11 protein-coding genes and 2 pseudogenes are annotated in these 17,054 nt (G+C 35.8%); 4 read left to right on the top strand and 9 right to left on the bottom strand.

What is annotated here, in order from left to right:
* Window positions 1-3: 3 nt before the first annotated feature.
* Window positions 4-723 carry a phosphate signaling complex protein PhoU gene (phoU, locus tag AB2N10_RS05930; RefSeq protein ID WP_354625226.1) on the top strand — a complete coding sequence of 240 codons (720 nt, stop codon included), beginning with the start codon at window positions 4-6 and terminating at the stop codon, window positions 721-723.
* A gap of 65 nt (window positions 724-788) precedes the next feature.
* Here phoU and AB2N10_RS05925 read toward each other — a convergent pair whose 3' ends face one another.
* Entirely contained in the window at window positions 789-1,700 is a 912-nt protein-coding gene (locus AB2N10_RS05925; RefSeq protein ID WP_354625227.1) for a D-hexose-6-phosphate mutarotase, read from the bottom strand.
* A gap of 550 nt (window positions 1,701-2,250) precedes the next feature.
* Between AB2N10_RS05925 and malQ the strand changes: the two are divergent.
* The 3 genes and pseudogenes from malQ (at window position 2,251) to glgX (ending at window position 8,989) form a co-directional block, all read left to right on the top strand.
* Window positions 2,251-4,442, top strand: a pseudogene (malQ, locus tag AB2N10_RS05920) (4-alpha-glucanotransferase).
* A 77-nt stretch (window positions 4,443-4,519) separates the two neighbouring features.
* Window positions 4,520-6,876: pseudogene (gene glgB / locus AB2N10_RS05915) on the top strand (1,4-alpha-glucan branching protein GlgB).
* A gap of 4 nt (window positions 6,877-6,880) precedes the next feature.
* Window positions 6,881-8,989: a glycogen debranching protein GlgX gene (gene glgX / locus AB2N10_RS05910; protein ID WP_354625229.1), complete on the top strand. Its 2,109-nt coding sequence runs from the start codon at window positions 6,881-6,883 to the stop codon at window positions 8,987-8,989.
* 255 nt (window positions 8,990-9,244) lie between these two features.
* Here glgX and AB2N10_RS05905 read toward each other — a convergent pair whose 3' ends face one another.
* The 8 genes from AB2N10_RS05905 to AB2N10_RS05870 all read right to left on the bottom strand — a co-directional run bounded on the left by AB2N10_RS05905 (window position 9,245) and on the right by AB2N10_RS05870 (window position 16,761).
* On the bottom strand, window positions 9,245-11,386 hold the full coding sequence (locus AB2N10_RS05905) for a PilZ domain-containing protein (protein WP_369434483.1): 2,142 nt from the start codon (window positions 11,384-11,386) through the stop codon (window positions 9,245-9,247).
* 32 nt (window positions 11,387-11,418) lie between these two features.
* Window positions 11,419-11,790: a PilZ domain-containing protein gene (locus AB2N10_RS05900; protein WP_354625231.1), complete on the bottom strand. Its 372-nt coding sequence runs from the start codon at window positions 11,788-11,790 to the stop codon at window positions 11,419-11,421.
* 2 nt (window positions 11,791-11,792) lie between these two features.
* Window positions 11,793-12,470, bottom strand: coding sequence for a M15 family metallopeptidase (locus AB2N10_RS05895; protein ID WP_369434482.1), 678 nt, complete (start codon window positions 12,468-12,470; stop codon window positions 11,793-11,795).
* Window positions 12,467-13,600: a succinyl-diaminopimelate desuccinylase gene (dapE, locus tag AB2N10_RS05890; RefSeq protein WP_354625233.1), complete on the bottom strand. Its 1,134-nt coding sequence runs from the start codon at window positions 13,598-13,600 to the stop codon at window positions 12,467-12,469. Before dapE ends, AB2N10_RS05895 begins: the two co-directional genes overlap by 4 nt.
* A gap of 9 nt (window positions 13,601-13,609) precedes the next feature.
* Window positions 13,610-13,960: an ArsC family reductase gene (locus AB2N10_RS05885; protein ID WP_354625234.1), complete on the bottom strand. Its 351-nt coding sequence runs from the start codon at window positions 13,958-13,960 to the stop codon at window positions 13,610-13,612.
* Between the two features lie 173 nt (window positions 13,961-14,133).
* A complete protein-coding gene (gene crr / locus AB2N10_RS05880; protein ID WP_354625235.1) occupies window positions 14,134-14,643 on the bottom strand; it encodes a PTS glucose transporter subunit IIA in 510 nt (169 codons plus the stop codon).
* 79 nt (window positions 14,644-14,722) lie between these two features.
* A complete protein-coding gene (ptsI, locus tag AB2N10_RS05875; RefSeq protein WP_354625236.1) occupies window positions 14,723-16,444 on the bottom strand; it encodes a phosphoenolpyruvate-protein phosphotransferase PtsI in 1,722 nt (573 codons plus the stop codon).
* Window positions 16,445-16,503: 59 nt separating this feature from the next.
* Window positions 16,504-16,761 (bottom strand): HPr family phosphocarrier protein, encoded by a 258-nt coding sequence (locus tag AB2N10_RS05870; RefSeq protein WP_354625237.1) that lies wholly within the window; start codon window positions 16,759-16,761, stop codon window positions 16,504-16,506.
* Between the last annotated feature and the right edge of the window lie 293 nt (window positions 16,762-17,054).

Raw genomic sequence — 17,054 nt, 5'->3', positions numbered from 1 at the left:
AAAATGAAAACAGATTTAAATATCACAAGCCATATATCAAAGCGCTATAACCAAGAACTTGAACAGATACGCTCTATGCTAACTGAAATGGGTGAATTGGTTTTTAAGCAGGTAGAAGATGGTTTAGAATGCCTCTTAAACCTCAATGCCGAACTTGCTGAGCAAGTTATCGCAAATGATAAAAAAGTAAATCAATTAGAAATTAAAATTGATGTTGCCTGTACCCATATATTAGCAACGCGGCAGCCAACAGCGAGTGATTTACGCCTGATTTTATGTGTGATCAAAACCATCACCGATATCGAAAGAATTGGCGATGAGGCAATAAAATTAGGCAAAAATGCACTAAAAATAATTAACTCAGACAAAAATATTCGTCAATTTAACGAATTAAAGCATCTTGGTGAACATGTTATTACTAATCTACGTTTATCACTTTTAGCTTACGCCACGTTAAATGTTGATGCTGCATTACGCGCCTTAGAGCAGGATAAAAATATCGATGAGGAGTTTGACAATATATCAAGATTGTTAATCACCAAAATGATGGAAGATCCACGCGAGGTGAAAAACTCATTACGTATTACATGGTGTGCCCGAGCATTAGAGCGTATTGGCGATCACTCTAAAAATGTTAGCGAGCATGTTATCTTTTTAGTAAAAGGTAAGGATATACGCCATGCTAGTACGGATCAGATAAAGCAAACCTTATCTGAGTTGTAAATTTTTTTTCTATTTAAATAGGATGCCTAACATTAGTGATAGGCTTCCTAATATTGAACAATTAATTATTGTGGAATAGAGGTAATGTCAGTAATTAAATGATGTGATTCACTTGGTGCTAATTTAACACTATTGGTATTCGTAATAGTCGATTCAACACAAACCATTGTCAGGTACCCATCATCTGACATATCTGAGAATGATTTAGCGCCAGCGATCCATGGTGTCCATACAACGTCAGAATCATTACCCGTATTAGTAATCGCAATCCTACGATTAAATGCGTGGTCTTCAATAAAGATTACATCCTTTGCTTTACTATAAATTCGGTCTATTGCGCCACTGATCTTTAAATCGCCAGTAAATACCTGTAAGTCGTTTTTATTCAATTTATCCACGTAGGCCTCACCAAGTCCAACAATAGAGCATTGGTTAGGGCTACTAATATTAAAATAGGTATGAAGAGCAGCGGTCATTGCAAAGGGGTGTTTGCCAGTATTAGTACATTGCAAATCAAGTTTTAAGGTATCGGTTAACGTGGCTGTCAAGCAGAGTTCAAAATGGAAAGGCCAAAGTTTTAATGTTTGTTCATTTTCTTTTAATAAAAATGTTATCTCGACACCTGCGTTATGAGGTAATTCGGTAACATTTCCAATAGACCAAAAACTATTACGAGCAAAACCATGGGATGGTAAGTTATCACCTAATGATTTATTTGCTGGGCCAAACCAAGGCCAACATATAGGTACACCGCCGCGAATGGCATTTTGGGTATTAAAAACGGCGTTATCACTTAACCATATAATGGGTTCTTGCCCCATTAACTTAAAATGCAATAGATGCGCACCAAATAATGAGAAACTAGCCTCTAACTTGGCATGCTCAACCACTAAGTATTCAGCACCTTGTTCATCAGTCTGCAAACTTACAGAAGTCGATAGTTGTTTAGATTTATTTAAACTGAGCTGAGAAATCATATATTGCTCCTAAAATCTTTTTTAATAAAATCAGCTGGAAACTAAAACATACTCTTATTTTAGTATAACCATATTTAGTTAGAATTAACGGGTTAAATCAAAACATCAATACTATACTCGTGATAATTTTTATATATTGAGGAAAACTAAAAGTACTTATCCAATTTTCTTACAGTGTAAAAAACAATCTTTTTTATATTATCTTAAACCGCAAGCTCACAAATTATGTTGTATTAACTTTGATATAAAGTAAAAACATAATAATGAATTTGATTGGTAACGTATACATAAAAAAAAGAACGTGACTATAGATTGCTATATCAATAACATTAATATATTGATTTAGTTTAAGGCTAATGATTAGTTTTATCTCGAAATCTATTTTAGAGATAATTATATTTATATATTCTGTTCTATAGGTTGAATTTACAGGATGTTAATATCTGATATATAGATTCATTATTTATAAATTACTGTTTAACTAAGTGATTTATTTAATGGTCCATATTAAAGCTTTGTAATATTTTAAAAAATTAAAATAAGGTGTTTTATGACCACTTCTACTTTAGATATGTTTATGGGATTAAAAAGTATTAATCCTAACTTTGTTGATGCATGGGGAAATCCAGCACAGGTGACAGAGGAAAATATACGTAGCATTATTGATAAAATGGGATTTGATTCCTCAGATGATGCTCAATTAATGTCCCACTACAACGAACATGAGAAAAGACATTGGTTATCGCCATTATCGCCCGTGATTGTTTGTCAGAAAAATAGTGAATATGTCATTGAAGTTCGTTTGCCGATTGACCTAGCGGCTCAAGAAATAACCTGCAAGTTTATACTTGAAGATAAAAGCGAATCTGTTCATCAAATTTGTGCGACTAATTTTCCGCTTGTAGCAACTAAAATTATATCAGATATAGAGTACCAATGTTACTCAGTAACTTTAGCGGTTGACCTTCCATTTGGTTACCACTCATTATCGCTGTTTGAAGCGAATATTGATGAAGCAATGGCGACGATGTCATTCATTGTTACACCAAAAAGCTGCTATACACCAAAAGCGATTGAGCAAGGTGAAAAATTATGGGGTACTAGTGTCCAGCTATATTGCTTAAAAAGTGAAGCAAACTGGGGTATCGGTGATTTCTCTGATTTGAAATTATTACTTGCTAAAACAAAAGAAAATGGGGGAGAATTTATTGGTCTAAATCCAATTCATGCATTGTCTCCATCACAACCAAGTAATGTCAGCCCATATAGTCCATCATCAAGAAAATGGTTAAATATCTTATACACGGATATAACGGCTGTTGATGAGTTCACGCGTAATTCTGCATTAAAAACAAAAGTATCAAGTGACGATTTTAAACAAAAACTTACCGCATTACGTAACACCGATTGGGTAAATTACGAAGAAGTAACAGCATTAAAACTGTCTGCTCTGCGTGACCTTTTTGCAACCCTTAACGATCAAAGCGCTGAAAGTGCTGTCCGTTTGAATGCATTTACACAATATGTCGACGAAAAAGGTGAATCACTGATTCAGCAAGCAAGTTATGACGCATTGCAATTCTATTTCTTAGAAAAAGATGCTAATTCTTGGGGCTGGCCTGTGTGGCCTGAAGCATTCCAAGCTTTCCAGAATGAAGCAGCGCAAACCTGGATCAAAGAAAATGAAGCTGAAGTATTATTTTGGTGCTATACACAGTGGGTTGCTGAATTACAATTAGAAGAGGCTGATAAAGTCGCTAAGTCTTTAGGAATGACCTTAGGCATCTATCGTGACTTAGCTGTCGGTGTTGGTGTGAGTAGTTCTGAAATTTGGGCTAATCATTCACTATATTGTGAACACATTAGTGTTGGTGCTCCACCCGATATTCTTGGTCCTCTAGGTCAAAGCTGGGGTTTGCCGCCATTGCACCCGACCAATTACAGGAAACTGCATATCAACCATTTATTGATTTATTAAAGTCAAATATGAGTCATTGTGGTGCATTGCGTATTGACCATGTTATGGCATTATTGCGATTATGGTGGGTACCAGAGGGGGCAAGTGCAGATAAAGGTGCATATATCTATTATCAAGTTGAAGATATGCTCAACCTGCTTGCATTAGAAAGTGTACGTAATGAATGTCTTGTTATCGGTGAAGATTTAGGGACAGTACCTGATGGTATTGATGTTCTACTAAAAGAAGCGGGTGTTTACTCATATAAAGTGTTCTTTTTTGAGCAAGCTGAAGATGGTGGCTATATTTCTCCTGAACATTATGCAGGACAGGCGATGGCAACCCTATCAACGCATGATATGCCGACAATCAAAGGCTTTTGGCATTGTGAAGATTTGCATTTAGGACGTCAATTAGGTCTTTACCCTGATCAAGCTATTTATGAAACATTACTGAATGACCGTTTGATCTGTAAACAAAAAATATTAGATAGTTTACATGGTCATGGTAGTTTGCCTGCGGATTACCCGCGCGATGCACTATATGTTGGAATGGATCAAACACTCAATTTTGCATTGCAAACACATCTTGCAACAGGTAGTTCAGCGTTATTAAGTCTACAATTAGAAGACTTTTTGCAGATGGACCAACCTGTTAACGTACCAGGTACGAGCGATGAGTATCGTAATTGGCAACGTAAGTTATCACAAACTTTAGAACAATTATTTAATAATGATGGTATAAAAGTATTGTGTGAAAACTTAACCAATGCGAGACATAGATAAAAGAGAGAGTATGCTACCTAATTTTTAGGTAGCATTTGCTTTAGTGATATTAAATAACTTATGGGATCCTAGATTGTATGAATGAAAAAGTAGCTAAACCAACGAAAAAAAAACCGTCTAAAGTAGTAAAGCCAACTAAAGTAGCGACTAAGAAACCCGTAGTTAAAAAATCCGCAGTAAAAAAAACAGCAGTCAAAAAAACTACCGTTGAAAAGCCTATCGGTCATATAGATAAAACAGCGTTAATTTCCCTACTCAAAGAAGCCAAGTTATCAAATCCATTTGAACAATTAGGTTTAATCGCTAATCCGAATAAGAAAGGTTTTCTTTTACGTGTTTGGTTACCAGATGCACTAGACGTTGAGTTATATGACTTAGGTTCCGATACTGTTAAATCAACACTAAAGCGCATCGATGATACAGGCTTATTTGAATTAGAATTTCCTGAGCTTGTAGAAAAATTTAATTATGAATTAAATGCAATCTATAAAGATGCCTCTTACCGTTTTATTGATCCGTACCAATTTCATGATATTGCTTTTGATGGGTTGTCTACATTGCATGAAGCCCCACAAAATGTTTATCAAACCTTAGGAGCACAATTAAAAACGGTTAATTGTGGTGACCAACAGGTGAAAGGGGTGCGCTTTATCGTTTATGCTCCTAATGCGATGAGTGTCAGTTTAATAACGCAAATTAACCATTGGGATGGTCAGCGCCAGCCGATGCAACGTAGCTGGTGTGGTCATTGGGTATTATTTGTACCAGATTTACATGTTGGTTGTGCGTATAAGTATGAATTAAAAGATGGCCTTGGCAATCGTTTGCCGCATAAAGCGGATCCTGTCGGATTCCAAGCGGAACAATATCCATCTCATGCATCAATCGTTGTTGATCACGATGCTTATCAGTGGAATGACCAAGCGTGGCAAGCATCACAAAGCGGTGATAAACGCTTTTCTGCAATGAGTATTTATGAAGTCCACTTAGGGTCTTGGAAGCGTAAACAGGAAGATGGCGTTGAACGGATGCTTACTTACCGGGAGCTTGCTGACGAACTAATCCCCTATATTATTGAAATGGGTTATACACATCTTGAAGTTATGCCTATTTCTGAGTTTCCATTTGATGGCTCTTGGGGCTACCAACCAGTAGGTTTATTTGCCGCAACGAGTCGTTTTGGCAATGCTGATGATTTAAAATTCTTTATTGATAAATGTCACCAAGCGGGTATTGGTATTATTGTCGATTGGGTGCCTGCACATTTCCCATCAGACCCTCATGGTCTTGCTCGTTTCGATGGCACTCCTTTATATGAGTATGAAGATCCTCGCCGTGGTTGGCATCCCGATTGGAATTCTTACATCTACGATTTCGGTCGCGATAATGTACGTCAATTTCTTGTCGCAAGTGCACTTATTTGGCTTGATAAGTTCCATGTAGATGGACTGCGTGTAGATGCCGTCGCCTCTATGCTTTATTGGGATTATTCGCGCAACGAAGGGGAGTGGGTGCCAAACGTTGATGGCGGTAATCATAACTATGAAGCGATCAGTTTGCTAAAATGGTTTAATGAAGAAGTTTATCGCCAATATCCTAATGCGATGACTATCGCTGAAGAGTCTACCGCCTTTGCTGGAGTCTCTAAACCAACCTTCGATGGTGGTCTAGGTTTTGGCTTTAAATGGAATATGGGCTGGATGCATGATACTTTAAGTTATATGCAAGAAGATCCTATGTATAGAAAATATCATCATCATGAAATGACATTCTCAATGGTTTACCATTATAATGAGCACTTCGTATTACCGATTTCACACGATGAAGTTGTACATGGTAAGAAGAGTATGCTTGATAAAATGCCGGGTGATGAGTGGCAAACAGCCGCTAATTTACGTGCATATATGGGCTTTATGTATGCGCATCCGGGTAAAAAGCTTAATTTTATGGGGACTGAATTTGCGCAAGTACGTGAATGGAACCATAACACAGGTCTCGATTGGGATCTGTTACAATATGAAAAACACAAAGGGCAACAGAAGTTGGTTGCTGATTTAAATCACCTTTACAAAAACAATGCCGCTTTCTATGAAGGCGATTATCAGGCAGAAGGTTTTGCTTGGTTGGATCATAGTGATGGTGAGAATAGTGTTTTTTCTTTTGTACGCCATAATTTAAAACAAGATAAAACTATTATCTGTTTATCCAATTTCACACCAGTACCTCGAGAAGCATATCGAGTTCCGTTGATGAACTAGGGGATTATGAAGTTATTTTAAATACCGATAGCCACTATTATTGGGGTAGTAATTTTATTATGGGTGACAAATTAGGCGTTTTTGTTGCTGAAGAACAGGAATGGCAAGGAAAACCATACTCATTTATATTAAATTTACCTCCGTTATCAACGGTATATTTAACCAAAAAAGGATAAATAATTGATCGATAAATTGCTTATACTTGATAGACATGATCATCCATTTTCTATAGGGAAGCCGCAATTCCATCCGCTTGGCACCAAGTTGACCGCGGATGGGTGTAATTTTTCAGTCTATAGTCTAGGTGCATATCGTGTTGAATTATGTCTTTTCAATGCCTATGAAAAAGAGATTGCTAGATACCCTTTAGATGTAAAGCAGGGACATCTTTGGAGCATTTTTGTTAATGATGTCAAAGCAGGGCAACGTTACGGATACCGTGTATACGGAGATTTTCAACCGGAAATTGGTTTATTATTTAACAGCAATAATTTGTTAATTGATCCCTATGCTAAAGCGCTAAGCGGTGTGCAGCATAGTTTTCAACAAGCTCAAAGCGACGATGATGATTCACAAGTTGTTAAATCTGTCGTCGTGGACGATGCCTTTGATTGGCAGGGGGTAAGCAAACCTGCCATTGAAGAGTATGACCGTATTCTTTATGAAGTTCATGTAAAAGGATTTAGTCAACTTAATAACAACGTGCCGCTTGAAAAGCGAGGTAAGTATTTAGGGCTATCAGATCCTGCTAGCATTGCACATTACAAAAAACTCGGGATCACTAGTTTACAAATAATGCCAATTTTTAGCTTTACTAGTGAAACGCGTTTGAAAGATTTGCAACTGACCAATTATTGGGGATATAACCCAATTTGTTTTTTTGCGCCTGATTGCCGTTATGCACAATATGATGCAGTTAACGAATTTAAGACCATGGTACGAGAGCTGCATGAGGCAGGTATTGAAGTCATTTTAGACGTTGTCTATAACCATACTGCTGAATCAGGTAATGATGGACTCATTCTCAGCTTGAAAGGTTTTGATAATCGCAATTACTATAGTTTTGAGAATGATAACTACATTGATGATAAAAATTACACGCAATATAGTAACCATTCTGGTTGTGGTAATACCGTTAATATGGATTATTCGTGGACATTGAAACTGGTACTTGACTCGTTACGTTATTGGGTTACAGAAATGCAAGTTGATGGTTTCCGTTTTGATTTGGCAACAACACTTGCCCGTGAAAATGGAGCCTTTAATAGTCAAAGTGCATTTTTTAAAGCGATCCTACAAGATCCTGTTTTAAGTAATGTTAAACTAATTGCAGAGCCTTGGGATATTGGTCCTGGTGGTTATTGCTTAGGTGGATTTCCAAATAACTGGTTAGAGTGTAATGATCGTTATAGAGATACACTGCGTTCATTCTGGCGTGGTGATACTGGGCATGTCGCTGAATTAGCTACGCGTTTATTAGGATCACGTGATGTTTTCGCGAAACGTTTTCGTTCAAACTCAACGAGTGTTAATTTCATCAGTTACCACGATGGATTTACTTTGCATGATTTAGTTTCATATAATTCTCGTCATAACCTTGATAATTGTGAAAATAATCGCGATGGGCATGGACATAATTTATCTTATAATTATGGGGCGGAAGGTAAAACTGACAATGAGCGAATTAATCAACTACGCGAGCAGCAAAAACGGAATTTGATCACTAGTTTAATATTATCTCAAGGCACACCACATTTTTTAGCGGGTGATGAGATGGGGAATACGCAATCGGGTAATAATAATGCCTATTGCCAAGATAATAAAATTAGTTGGCTAAATTGGGATTTGTCGAAAGCGGATCAAGCGTTACTTGAATTTACGAGTAAGATCATAAAGATACGGAGTGAATCACGTTTATTTGGGCACCTAGCTTTAAGTGATGATTGTATTGGCCGTTGTGAAAACTCAGATCTGGTTAGATGGTATCATCCCGATGGTTATGTAATGAGTGAATCTGATTGGCATGCTTCTAATTCACAAGCACTGGCTTTAGAATTACATGAAGCAGAACAAACAGGAGAGCGATGGTTTTTAGTTTTCAATGCCTCAACGTATCAAATAGGCTGCAATTTGCCAAGTTTAGCAGTTGGACATGCGTGGAAAGTAAAGATTAATACCGCTTGCACTTCACCTGAACCGGCGGATAAACAAAAATATATAAAGGATAACATACAACTAAATGCGCGTTCTTTGACGCTTTTAAAGTCTGTACGTCATATCCAAAAGTAAAAAAGAATAGCGCTATTACTAATTCTCCATTAAGTTGATGAACTTACCATCAAAAACTTAATGGAGTTTTTTATTTCACTCACTGAACTATTAAATTTTGCAAAACTTGATCTGTTCGGTCAATTAACTCAATTAAAGTATCAATTTCAGAAAACTCGTCCTTCAAGTTCTTAAGCAAATGTTTTGATGATTGTGTAATGAGTTTTAATTCTGGACTATTACTATTTACTTCAAGCTTAATAGGATCAATATTTATTAAGTGATAGTAGAGGGCATAAAAGTGGTATTTATCGCTTGCTGATTTGATAAACTGTAACCTTTCCTGTGGAGAATTAAAATCAGACTCGAGCATACACTGACTTTTCCAGATGCCGTTCTTTCATACGCCTTGATGTAAACCATACAATCGTTACTGCTATCATTTTCTTTTACAGGCTTGGTAATAAGTCGCTCATATAAATAATCGTTATCGAGTAATAGCTCCTGCAAAAGGGATTGTTTGCCATTGCGTCTGTTCAATAATTTACTTATTGGGCTTTTTACATGGTTAATAGCAGCATACTTAATTATTGGTAAATTCTTTTCATTGTGAATGAATAAAATAGCGTTATTAAGAAATGACTCGCTCAGCTCAAGTAGTCTTTTTTGCGAAGGAGTACGTTTCTCATTTAATGGTAAGCACTTTAATTTATCTTTATTATTTTCAACTAATAATGAAAAGAAATTTTTTGTAGTAAGTGAAGATGCTTTGTCGTTTACCTGTAAATGTAGGGTATTTTCAGGAGATAGGTGGACAACTTTATATTTTAAATTTTCTAAGGAATAATTTGTTGCGATTTTCTGTAGTTCAAATAAATTTACAGTGAGTTTGTGATTAACATTAATATCAATGTTGTTATCTAATTTTATTCTTAATCCTGTTAATGAAAAATCAATTAAAGTTCCGCTGTGTTTTTTACCTTCAAGCACTGCAAATACTTTACAACTAAATAGATAGCGAGGCTCGATACGTCGTTCTTCAGTAAACATCTCAACAATATCGAAGCCTTTTATTTTATTTATTCTATGAACAAAACAATTTATTTTATTAATATCTTTAGTGTCGATTTGTTGATTATAGGTAATAGTTGAATCATTTAAAGGGAGCAGAGTTGCAAGATGTGTTATGTTTTTAAATTGTTGTGGAAATAGATCTGTTTGTGGGTAATGATTATTTTCAAGATATTGATAAGGTTGTAGCGTAAAATGGTAAGTGCGCCAACTTTCTTTGCGGCTGCCATAATGTAAAAACTGAGTTTTTAAGCCTGAGTGTTGGAGCTCTTCTTCAGTTGCTGAAATAAAAAATATTTTACCTTGTACTTGATGAGTAAAGGAATACAAGGTGGTTGCTGGGCGTGTTTGTGCATAGACACATAATTGGGTAAAGCGCAGCTCGTTAAATAAAAACTCTAATTGGTTTACACCATCACAAAACCAATCTTGAAGGATGTTATTGTTAACATGGTTTTTTAATGCAAATAAAATGGGTGAATATTCATTACAGTTGAGGTAAATCGGTAAGGCATTTAACTGCTTAAAATAACTTATTTTCAATGCATCAATTTTGACTAATTGATAATAGTAGTGAACATCGAACTTATACTTGTAATGATGGGTACGTATAAAATGTTTTAAAAATTGGTTAAAGTCATCATTGTTATCGGACAATGTTAAGTAAAGATAGAATTTACTCTCTTTTTCTTTTTGTTTAATGATTTTGTATTTAATCGCACTATTTAAGACTGGCTCATGAAAAGAGTGACGCAGATCCGTGAACATAACTTCAACTAATTCTTCGTTACGTAGCGGGACATAATGTGTTAATTTTATTTTTAAACCGGTTGTGGATATATTAGCGGTTTGCGCCTGCAAACTTTTTCCATCGCTTAATGTAATGTTTACCATTGAAACTAAATACATCCGTGGTGTCGCACGTTTACGGTTATTTATTAAAGTTAATAATTCGATGCTACTCTTTGTATCGCTATTTATAACTTGTGTGCTTGCATTCAATTCAAACTGTTTCTTCTCAGAAATATATTGATGTACTGCTTCAAAGACGCCAATAGTATATTCTCCGTAACGTTCTAAATTGCTTTTAAAAATAGCAAGCGCTTCAATTGTTAAATAATGCTTAATATTTTCTATATCGTATGGAGAACATTCCGTTAGCACTTTATCACGAAGGTCAATGACTCGTTTACAAGGTGTCGTTAAACGATTAAGCTCCATCTTAATTAAAAATTTATGACTGTTACTTTCCCCAAATAAAATTTTATCTAGTAACGTGTTGAAATCAGGTTCATGACGCAACGAGATAAGTTCTTTTATTTGGGAGTTATATTTAGTTAAATCCATATTTGATTATTTGCTGTTTGATATTCTCTAATTTATGGATTGATGAGCTGAGATATTTCTCTATCCATGATCGCTGAATCTGCAACATTTAACTGAATTAAACGTTTTAGATGAGTAATACTTTCTATATCCAAGGTGACGAATTTAATCCCGATAAATCCATTTTCTTGATGGCATAGTACGCCTGATATTTCTAAAGTTACATCAGAGCCTTCTAGGTTAAGATTTAACTTGATGGCTTTGTCGACGTTATAGGTAAAATCATCGATCGCTTTCACTAATGCACCTTTTAAAGATATATCTAAAAGTTCACTCTGCCATTGTACGACTTCATTATTAATTATCTCTGATAAAAAACATTGGCCAGTGAAATGTACGCGAGAAAATTTACGCTTTTCAGACATGGTTATACTCCATTATAAATATTAATATTGCTGATGAATCTCTCATATATCATAGGTAATTGCTCGCAAATAAGCGACTTACCTAGTATGTTATTTTTGTCTATTAAGTGGTGAACGTGGTCTAGATCTAATTGCTTAAGTGCTTTATTAGCAATAGGAAAGTAACTGATATGCCAAGGTTCGCTAGCAACACCATTATTATATGTTTGATATGGCCTATAAAAGCCATAATTGTTGATGTTAGCCGTTAGCCAATCGTTAAATTCCAAAAAGTAATCTTTAGTATATTCACTTACTTTTAACTGTAATTTGCCATTTTCTGGTAATAGGTCTGGGTCATAGAGATCAAAGTCAGTTCCCCAATGATGCCTACTCGTGCCAGGTAAAGCTGACCAATGCAATATCGCGAGTAATTTCTCTAATTCAGAGATTGTACTGATGTCGATGGGGTGCTCTAATTTATCAAGTAGTTCACTTTTACCTGAATATTTATTATTCCAGATGAGCGATTGTCTAGCAAAGCTGCGAAAACCACTGGCAATTTGCAAATTGAAATTAGCTTGCTTAGCCGCTTTTTGTAATGCAGAAAAATCACGGATAACACTCGAATGAATTAAGATACCATTTTTTAATTCACTCAAATGAGAAGTCACTTGACCCGTTAATTGCTCGATTATCATGCTAATAAATTTATCAATGATAAATGATATATCGTAACCAGCTTTTCAAGGTCACTGACTTTGACACATTCATCGACCTTATGAATAGTTGCATTACATGGACCGAGTTCAATAACTTGAGCACCAGTAGGTGCAATAAATCGAGCGTCAGATGTGCCACCGCTTGTTGATAATTCGCTATCAAGTCCCGTTGTATTTTTAATTGCTAGGCTGACCGCTTCAGTCAAAGAGCCAGGCTCTGTAATAAATGGGGAGCCATTAAAGGTCCATTTTAATGAATACTTCGCTTTATGTTTTTTAAGTGTTGTTTCAAATTTTTCAATTATTTGCTCGGCAGTCAGTTCAGTTGAATATCTGAAATTACACTGTACAACAGTTTCACCCGGCACGACATTGCTTGCACCTGTTCCTGAGTTAATGTTAGTAATTTGAAAGCTTGTCGGTGGAAAATATTCATTACCTTTATCCCATTCAATATTTACCAAGTCTGATAATACCAACGCACTGCTATGAATAGGGTTATTAACGAGGTGAGGGTAGGCAACATGTCCTTGAATACCATGTATAGTCAAATCAGCTGTTAACGATCCTCTGCGTCCATTTTTAATCGTATCACCAACATTTACTGAACTTGAGGGTTCACCTACGATACAAAAATCGATGAGCTCATTGCGAGCAACGAGAGTATCAATGACACGTGTAGTGCCATTGATAAATGGTCCCTCTTCATCGCTTGTTATAAGTAATGCGATTGAGCCGTTATGATCTTGATGTGCGGCAATAAATTGTTCAAGTGCAATCATAAAAGCGGCAATGCCACTTTTCATATCAGCTGTACCACGTCCATATAAGTAGCCGTCGTGTTCTGTCGCGCAAAAAGGAGGAAACTTCCAATTGCTTTCTGGTCCTGGGGGGACAACATCTGTATGACCGGCAAAACAAAAAAGAGGTTTTTCTGTTCCTCTTCTTGCCCATAGATTTGTTGTATCTTCAAACACCATTACTTCACAAATAAAGCCTAACTTCTCTAAACGAGAAATCAGTAATTGTTGGCAACCTGCATCATTAGGTGTGATAGAGCGTCTATTAACTAAATCTTTTAAAAGCGCCAAAGCAGGGCTGTCTGACATGATATTTCCTTATTTTGAAAAGAGATTTTCATAGGCATTAATATTGAAACCTACAAGGTATTTATTTTTATGAACAAGTAATGGGCGTTTAATTAATGTTGGGAATTCAATAAACAAATCGATGATTGTATCTTCATTAATCGATTCTTTTTGTTGCTCACTTAGATTTCTATAGCTGGTACTGCGTTTGTTTAATAATTCAGACCAATTAATGTGCTGTAGTATATTCTCAAGTAACGTTTTACTTAATCCATTTTTACGGTAGTCATGAAATTGATATGAAACATTATTCTGTAAAAGCCATTTTTGTGTTTTTTTTATTGAATCGCAATTAACGATGCCAAAAAGTGTGGTAGCCATAACTGATTCTTCTGTAAAATGAAATGATTGTAACAAGTAATAAAAAGAATAGCAGCAGCAAGTAAAGTAATTACAGTAAAAAGGTGATGAATGAAAAAGCAAAAATTAATGAGAGTAGGGGAAAAAATAAGAGTCGCCTAAGCGACTCTATAATATAATTATTGGTGTAAATATTATTTAATAATTTTAAGAACCGGATCAGATGCAACAACAACTGTACCTGACATTTTTTTCAATTCTTTAATTTCGTCCATGTTTGAAATAACCACAGGCGTTAATATCGATTTTGCTTTTTCTTGTAAAAACTCTAAATCAAACTCGATGATAGTGTCACCCATTTTAACTTTTTGGCCTTCTTGCGCTACACGAGTGAAGCCTTGACCTTTAAGTTCAACGGTATCGATACCAAAGTGAACAAATAATTCGATGCCCGTATCAGACTCTAAAGAGAATGCATGGTTAGTTTCGAATATTTTACCAATCTCACCATCACAAGGTGCGACCATTTTATTGCCTGTTGGGCGAATTGCTATACCATCACCAACAATTTTTTCTGCAAAAACAACATCTGGCACATCTTCTATTGCAACAATTTCACCAGATAGTGGTGCAATGATATCAATAGTATTTTCTACAGGTGCGCTACCTGATACGGCTTTTTTTAGTGAATTGAAAAAACCCATGATTTAACTCCAAATGATTAATAATAAATAGATAATAGCAAAGGTAACTAAATCAGACAATTAACCTTTGCTTATAAAATTAAATAATACCATTAGTTTGATTGAAATCATTAACTAAGGCTTCAATTTCAGCCGCTGTAGCCAATGACAATGCTTTATCTGCCAGCGCTTTTACGTCAGCGAAATTGGTATTGCGAATGATTTTTTTAACCGTTGGTATAGAAATCGCGCTCATCGAGAATTCATCAAGTCCCATACCCAGTAGTAGTAAGGTCGCACGCTCATCACCAGCTAACTCACCACACATGCCCGTCCATTTACCTGCGCCATGAGAAGCATCGATAACGGTTTTAATGATAGTTAGCACAGAAGGGCTAAGTGGATTATATAAGTCAGAGATAAGCTCATTACCACGGTCAACCGCTAGGGTATATTGGGTTAAGTCATTTGTTCCGATACTGAAAAACTCAACTTCTTTAATTAAATGGTGAGCGATAGCTGCTGCAGCAGGTGTTTCAATCATCACACCAATTTCAATATTTTCATCGAATGCTTTATTTTCTGCTGTTAGTTCCGCTTTAAGTACGTTAAGAATATCTTTGAGCTTGCGGATCTCTTCTACTGCGATAATCATTGGGAACATGATTCGGATTTTACCAAATGCAGATGCTCTTAATAATGCACGTAGTTGCGGGTTCATTATTTCAGGACGGTCGAAACAGATACGAATTGCACGCCAGCCTAAGAAAGGATTCATTTCCGTTGGTAAGTCTAGGTAAGGCAGATCTTTATCGCCACCGATATCCATAGTACGGATAATACAAGCTTTACCTTCTAACGACTCTACCACATCTTTATAGGCAACAAATTGCTCGTCTTCGGTCGGTAATTGGTCTCTATCCATAAATAGAAATTCAGTACGATAAAGTCCAACACCTTCAGCGCCATTGCGTTTAGCGCCATCAGTATCTTTTACTGTGCCTATATTTGCACAAACTTCTACTTGATGCCCATCAAGTGTTGTAGCAGGTAAATCTTTTAATTTAGCTAATTCCGCTTTTTCTGCCAAAAAGACAGCTTTGATTTTTTCAGCTTCTTTAAGCTCGGCTTCAGTTGGATTAATAATAATTTTATTATTAATCGCATCTAGCACAATCATATCACCGTTGTTAACACGTTTAGTGATATCATTTGTACCGACGATTGCAGGTATTTCGAGAGAGCGAGCCATGATCGAAGTATGCGACGTTCTACCACCAATATCAGTAATAAAACCAAGCACTTTATCAAGGTTAATTTGGGCCGTCTCAGAAGGGGTCAAATCGTTAGCAATAAGAACAACTTCATCAGCAATGTTGCTTAAGTTAACAATTTCAATACCTAATACGTTTTTAAGTAAACGGCTTCCAATATCACGAAAATCGGAAGCACGTTCACGCAGGTACGGATCTTCTAGCTCTTGTAGCATCGTTGCATTTTCTTCAACTATCTTATGAATAGCAAAGTCAGCTGTACATTTTTTAGATTTTATAAAATCAACAATATCATCTTCTAACTCTTCATCTTCTAAAAGCATAATATGCCCTTCGAAGATAGCTTCTTTCTCTTCACCAAAGGTTTCCAACGCTTTTTGTTTGATGATAGTGAGCTGAGCTGACGCTTTTTCACGTCCAGCTAAGAAGCGAGCAATTTCTTTATCAACATCTTGAACTTTACTGTTGTTGATTGAAATTTCATCTTCCTGTAATAACAAAGCTTTGGCAAAGGTTATGCCTGGAGATGCAAGAATACCTGATATCATAATTAATCCTATAAAATACTAATAAATACTAACGGAGATCGAAGTAGCTATATTGATAACTATACAAGTGTAGCCATTAATTCAACTAACGTATCTACTGCTTTTTGTTCATCAGCGCCTTCAGCTTTGATGTTTACGGATGTACCTTGAGTTAGGCCTAATGTTTGTAATTTAAAGAGACTTTTAGCGCTTGCAGACTTATCACCTACTTCAACAGTAATATCAGAGGCAAAAGATTTTGCTTCTTTAACAAATTGAGCAGCAGGACGAGTATGAAGGCCGTTTGGAGCCGTAATAGTTACTGTTTTTTGGTACATAATAACACCTTAATTTACGATAAGTTTAGGTTATGGAATTACACTGTTTAATAAATCAAACAGATGTAACAAGGATTTTAAAAACATATTTCGTAGCGATAAAATACCGTATAAATTTAATCAATAGTTTAATATAGATCAACTTATACAAATTATCACTTCCGTACAAAAAATCAGGACAAGCCCAATAAATACAGGGGTATTTAAAATACTGATTTATAATCTATAATTCGTTTGGTTAAGTCAAATAAATACGTCAAAGTTACGTAACAAAAGGTAATACTGTTATTACA

This window comes from Psychromonas sp. MME1, assembly GCF_041080865.1.
Classification (GTDB): domain Bacteria; phylum Pseudomonadota; class Gammaproteobacteria; order Enterobacterales; family Psychromonadaceae; genus Psychromonas.
Note: the sequence above shows the minus strand (reverse complement) of the source record. Positions and strands in the feature narration are given on the sequence as shown.

Excerpts from the sequence above, each read along its gene's own strand:
- phoU (WP_354625226.1), top strand. The coding sequence starts at position 4 with ATGAAAACAGATTTAAATATCACAAGCCATATATCAAAGCGCTATAAC.
- AB2N10_RS05925 (WP_354625227.1), bottom strand. The coding sequence starts at position 1,700 with ATGATTTCTCAGCTCAGTTTAAATAAATCTAAACAACTATCGACTTCT.
- AB2N10_RS05905 (WP_369434483.1), bottom strand. The coding sequence starts at position 11,386 with ATGGATTTAACTAAATATAACTCCCAAATAAAAGAACTTATCTCGTTG.
- AB2N10_RS05900 (WP_354625231.1), bottom strand. The coding sequence starts at position 11,790 with ATGTCTGAAAAGCGTAAATTTTCTCGCGTACATTTCACTGGCCAATGT.
- AB2N10_RS05895 (WP_369434482.1), bottom strand. The coding sequence starts at position 12,470 with ATGATAATCGAGCAATTAACGGGTCAAGTGACTTCTCATTTGAGTGAA.
- dapE (WP_354625233.1), bottom strand. The coding sequence starts at position 13,600 with ATGTCAGACAGCCCTGCTTTGGCGCTTTTAAAAGATTTAGTTAATAGA.
- AB2N10_RS05885 (WP_354625234.1), bottom strand. The coding sequence starts at position 13,960 with ATGGCTACCACACTTTTTGGCATCGTTAATTGCGATTCAATAAAAAAA.
- crr (WP_354625235.1), bottom strand. The coding sequence starts at position 14,643 with ATGGGTTTTTTCAATTCACTAAAAAAAGCCGTATCAGGTAGCGCACCT.
- ptsI (WP_354625236.1), bottom strand. The coding sequence starts at position 16,444 with ATGATATCAGGTATTCTTGCATCTCCAGGCATAACCTTTGCCAAAGCT.
- AB2N10_RS05870 (WP_354625237.1), bottom strand. The coding sequence starts at position 16,761 with ATGTACCAAAAAACAGTAACTATTACGGCTCCAAACGGCCTTCATACT.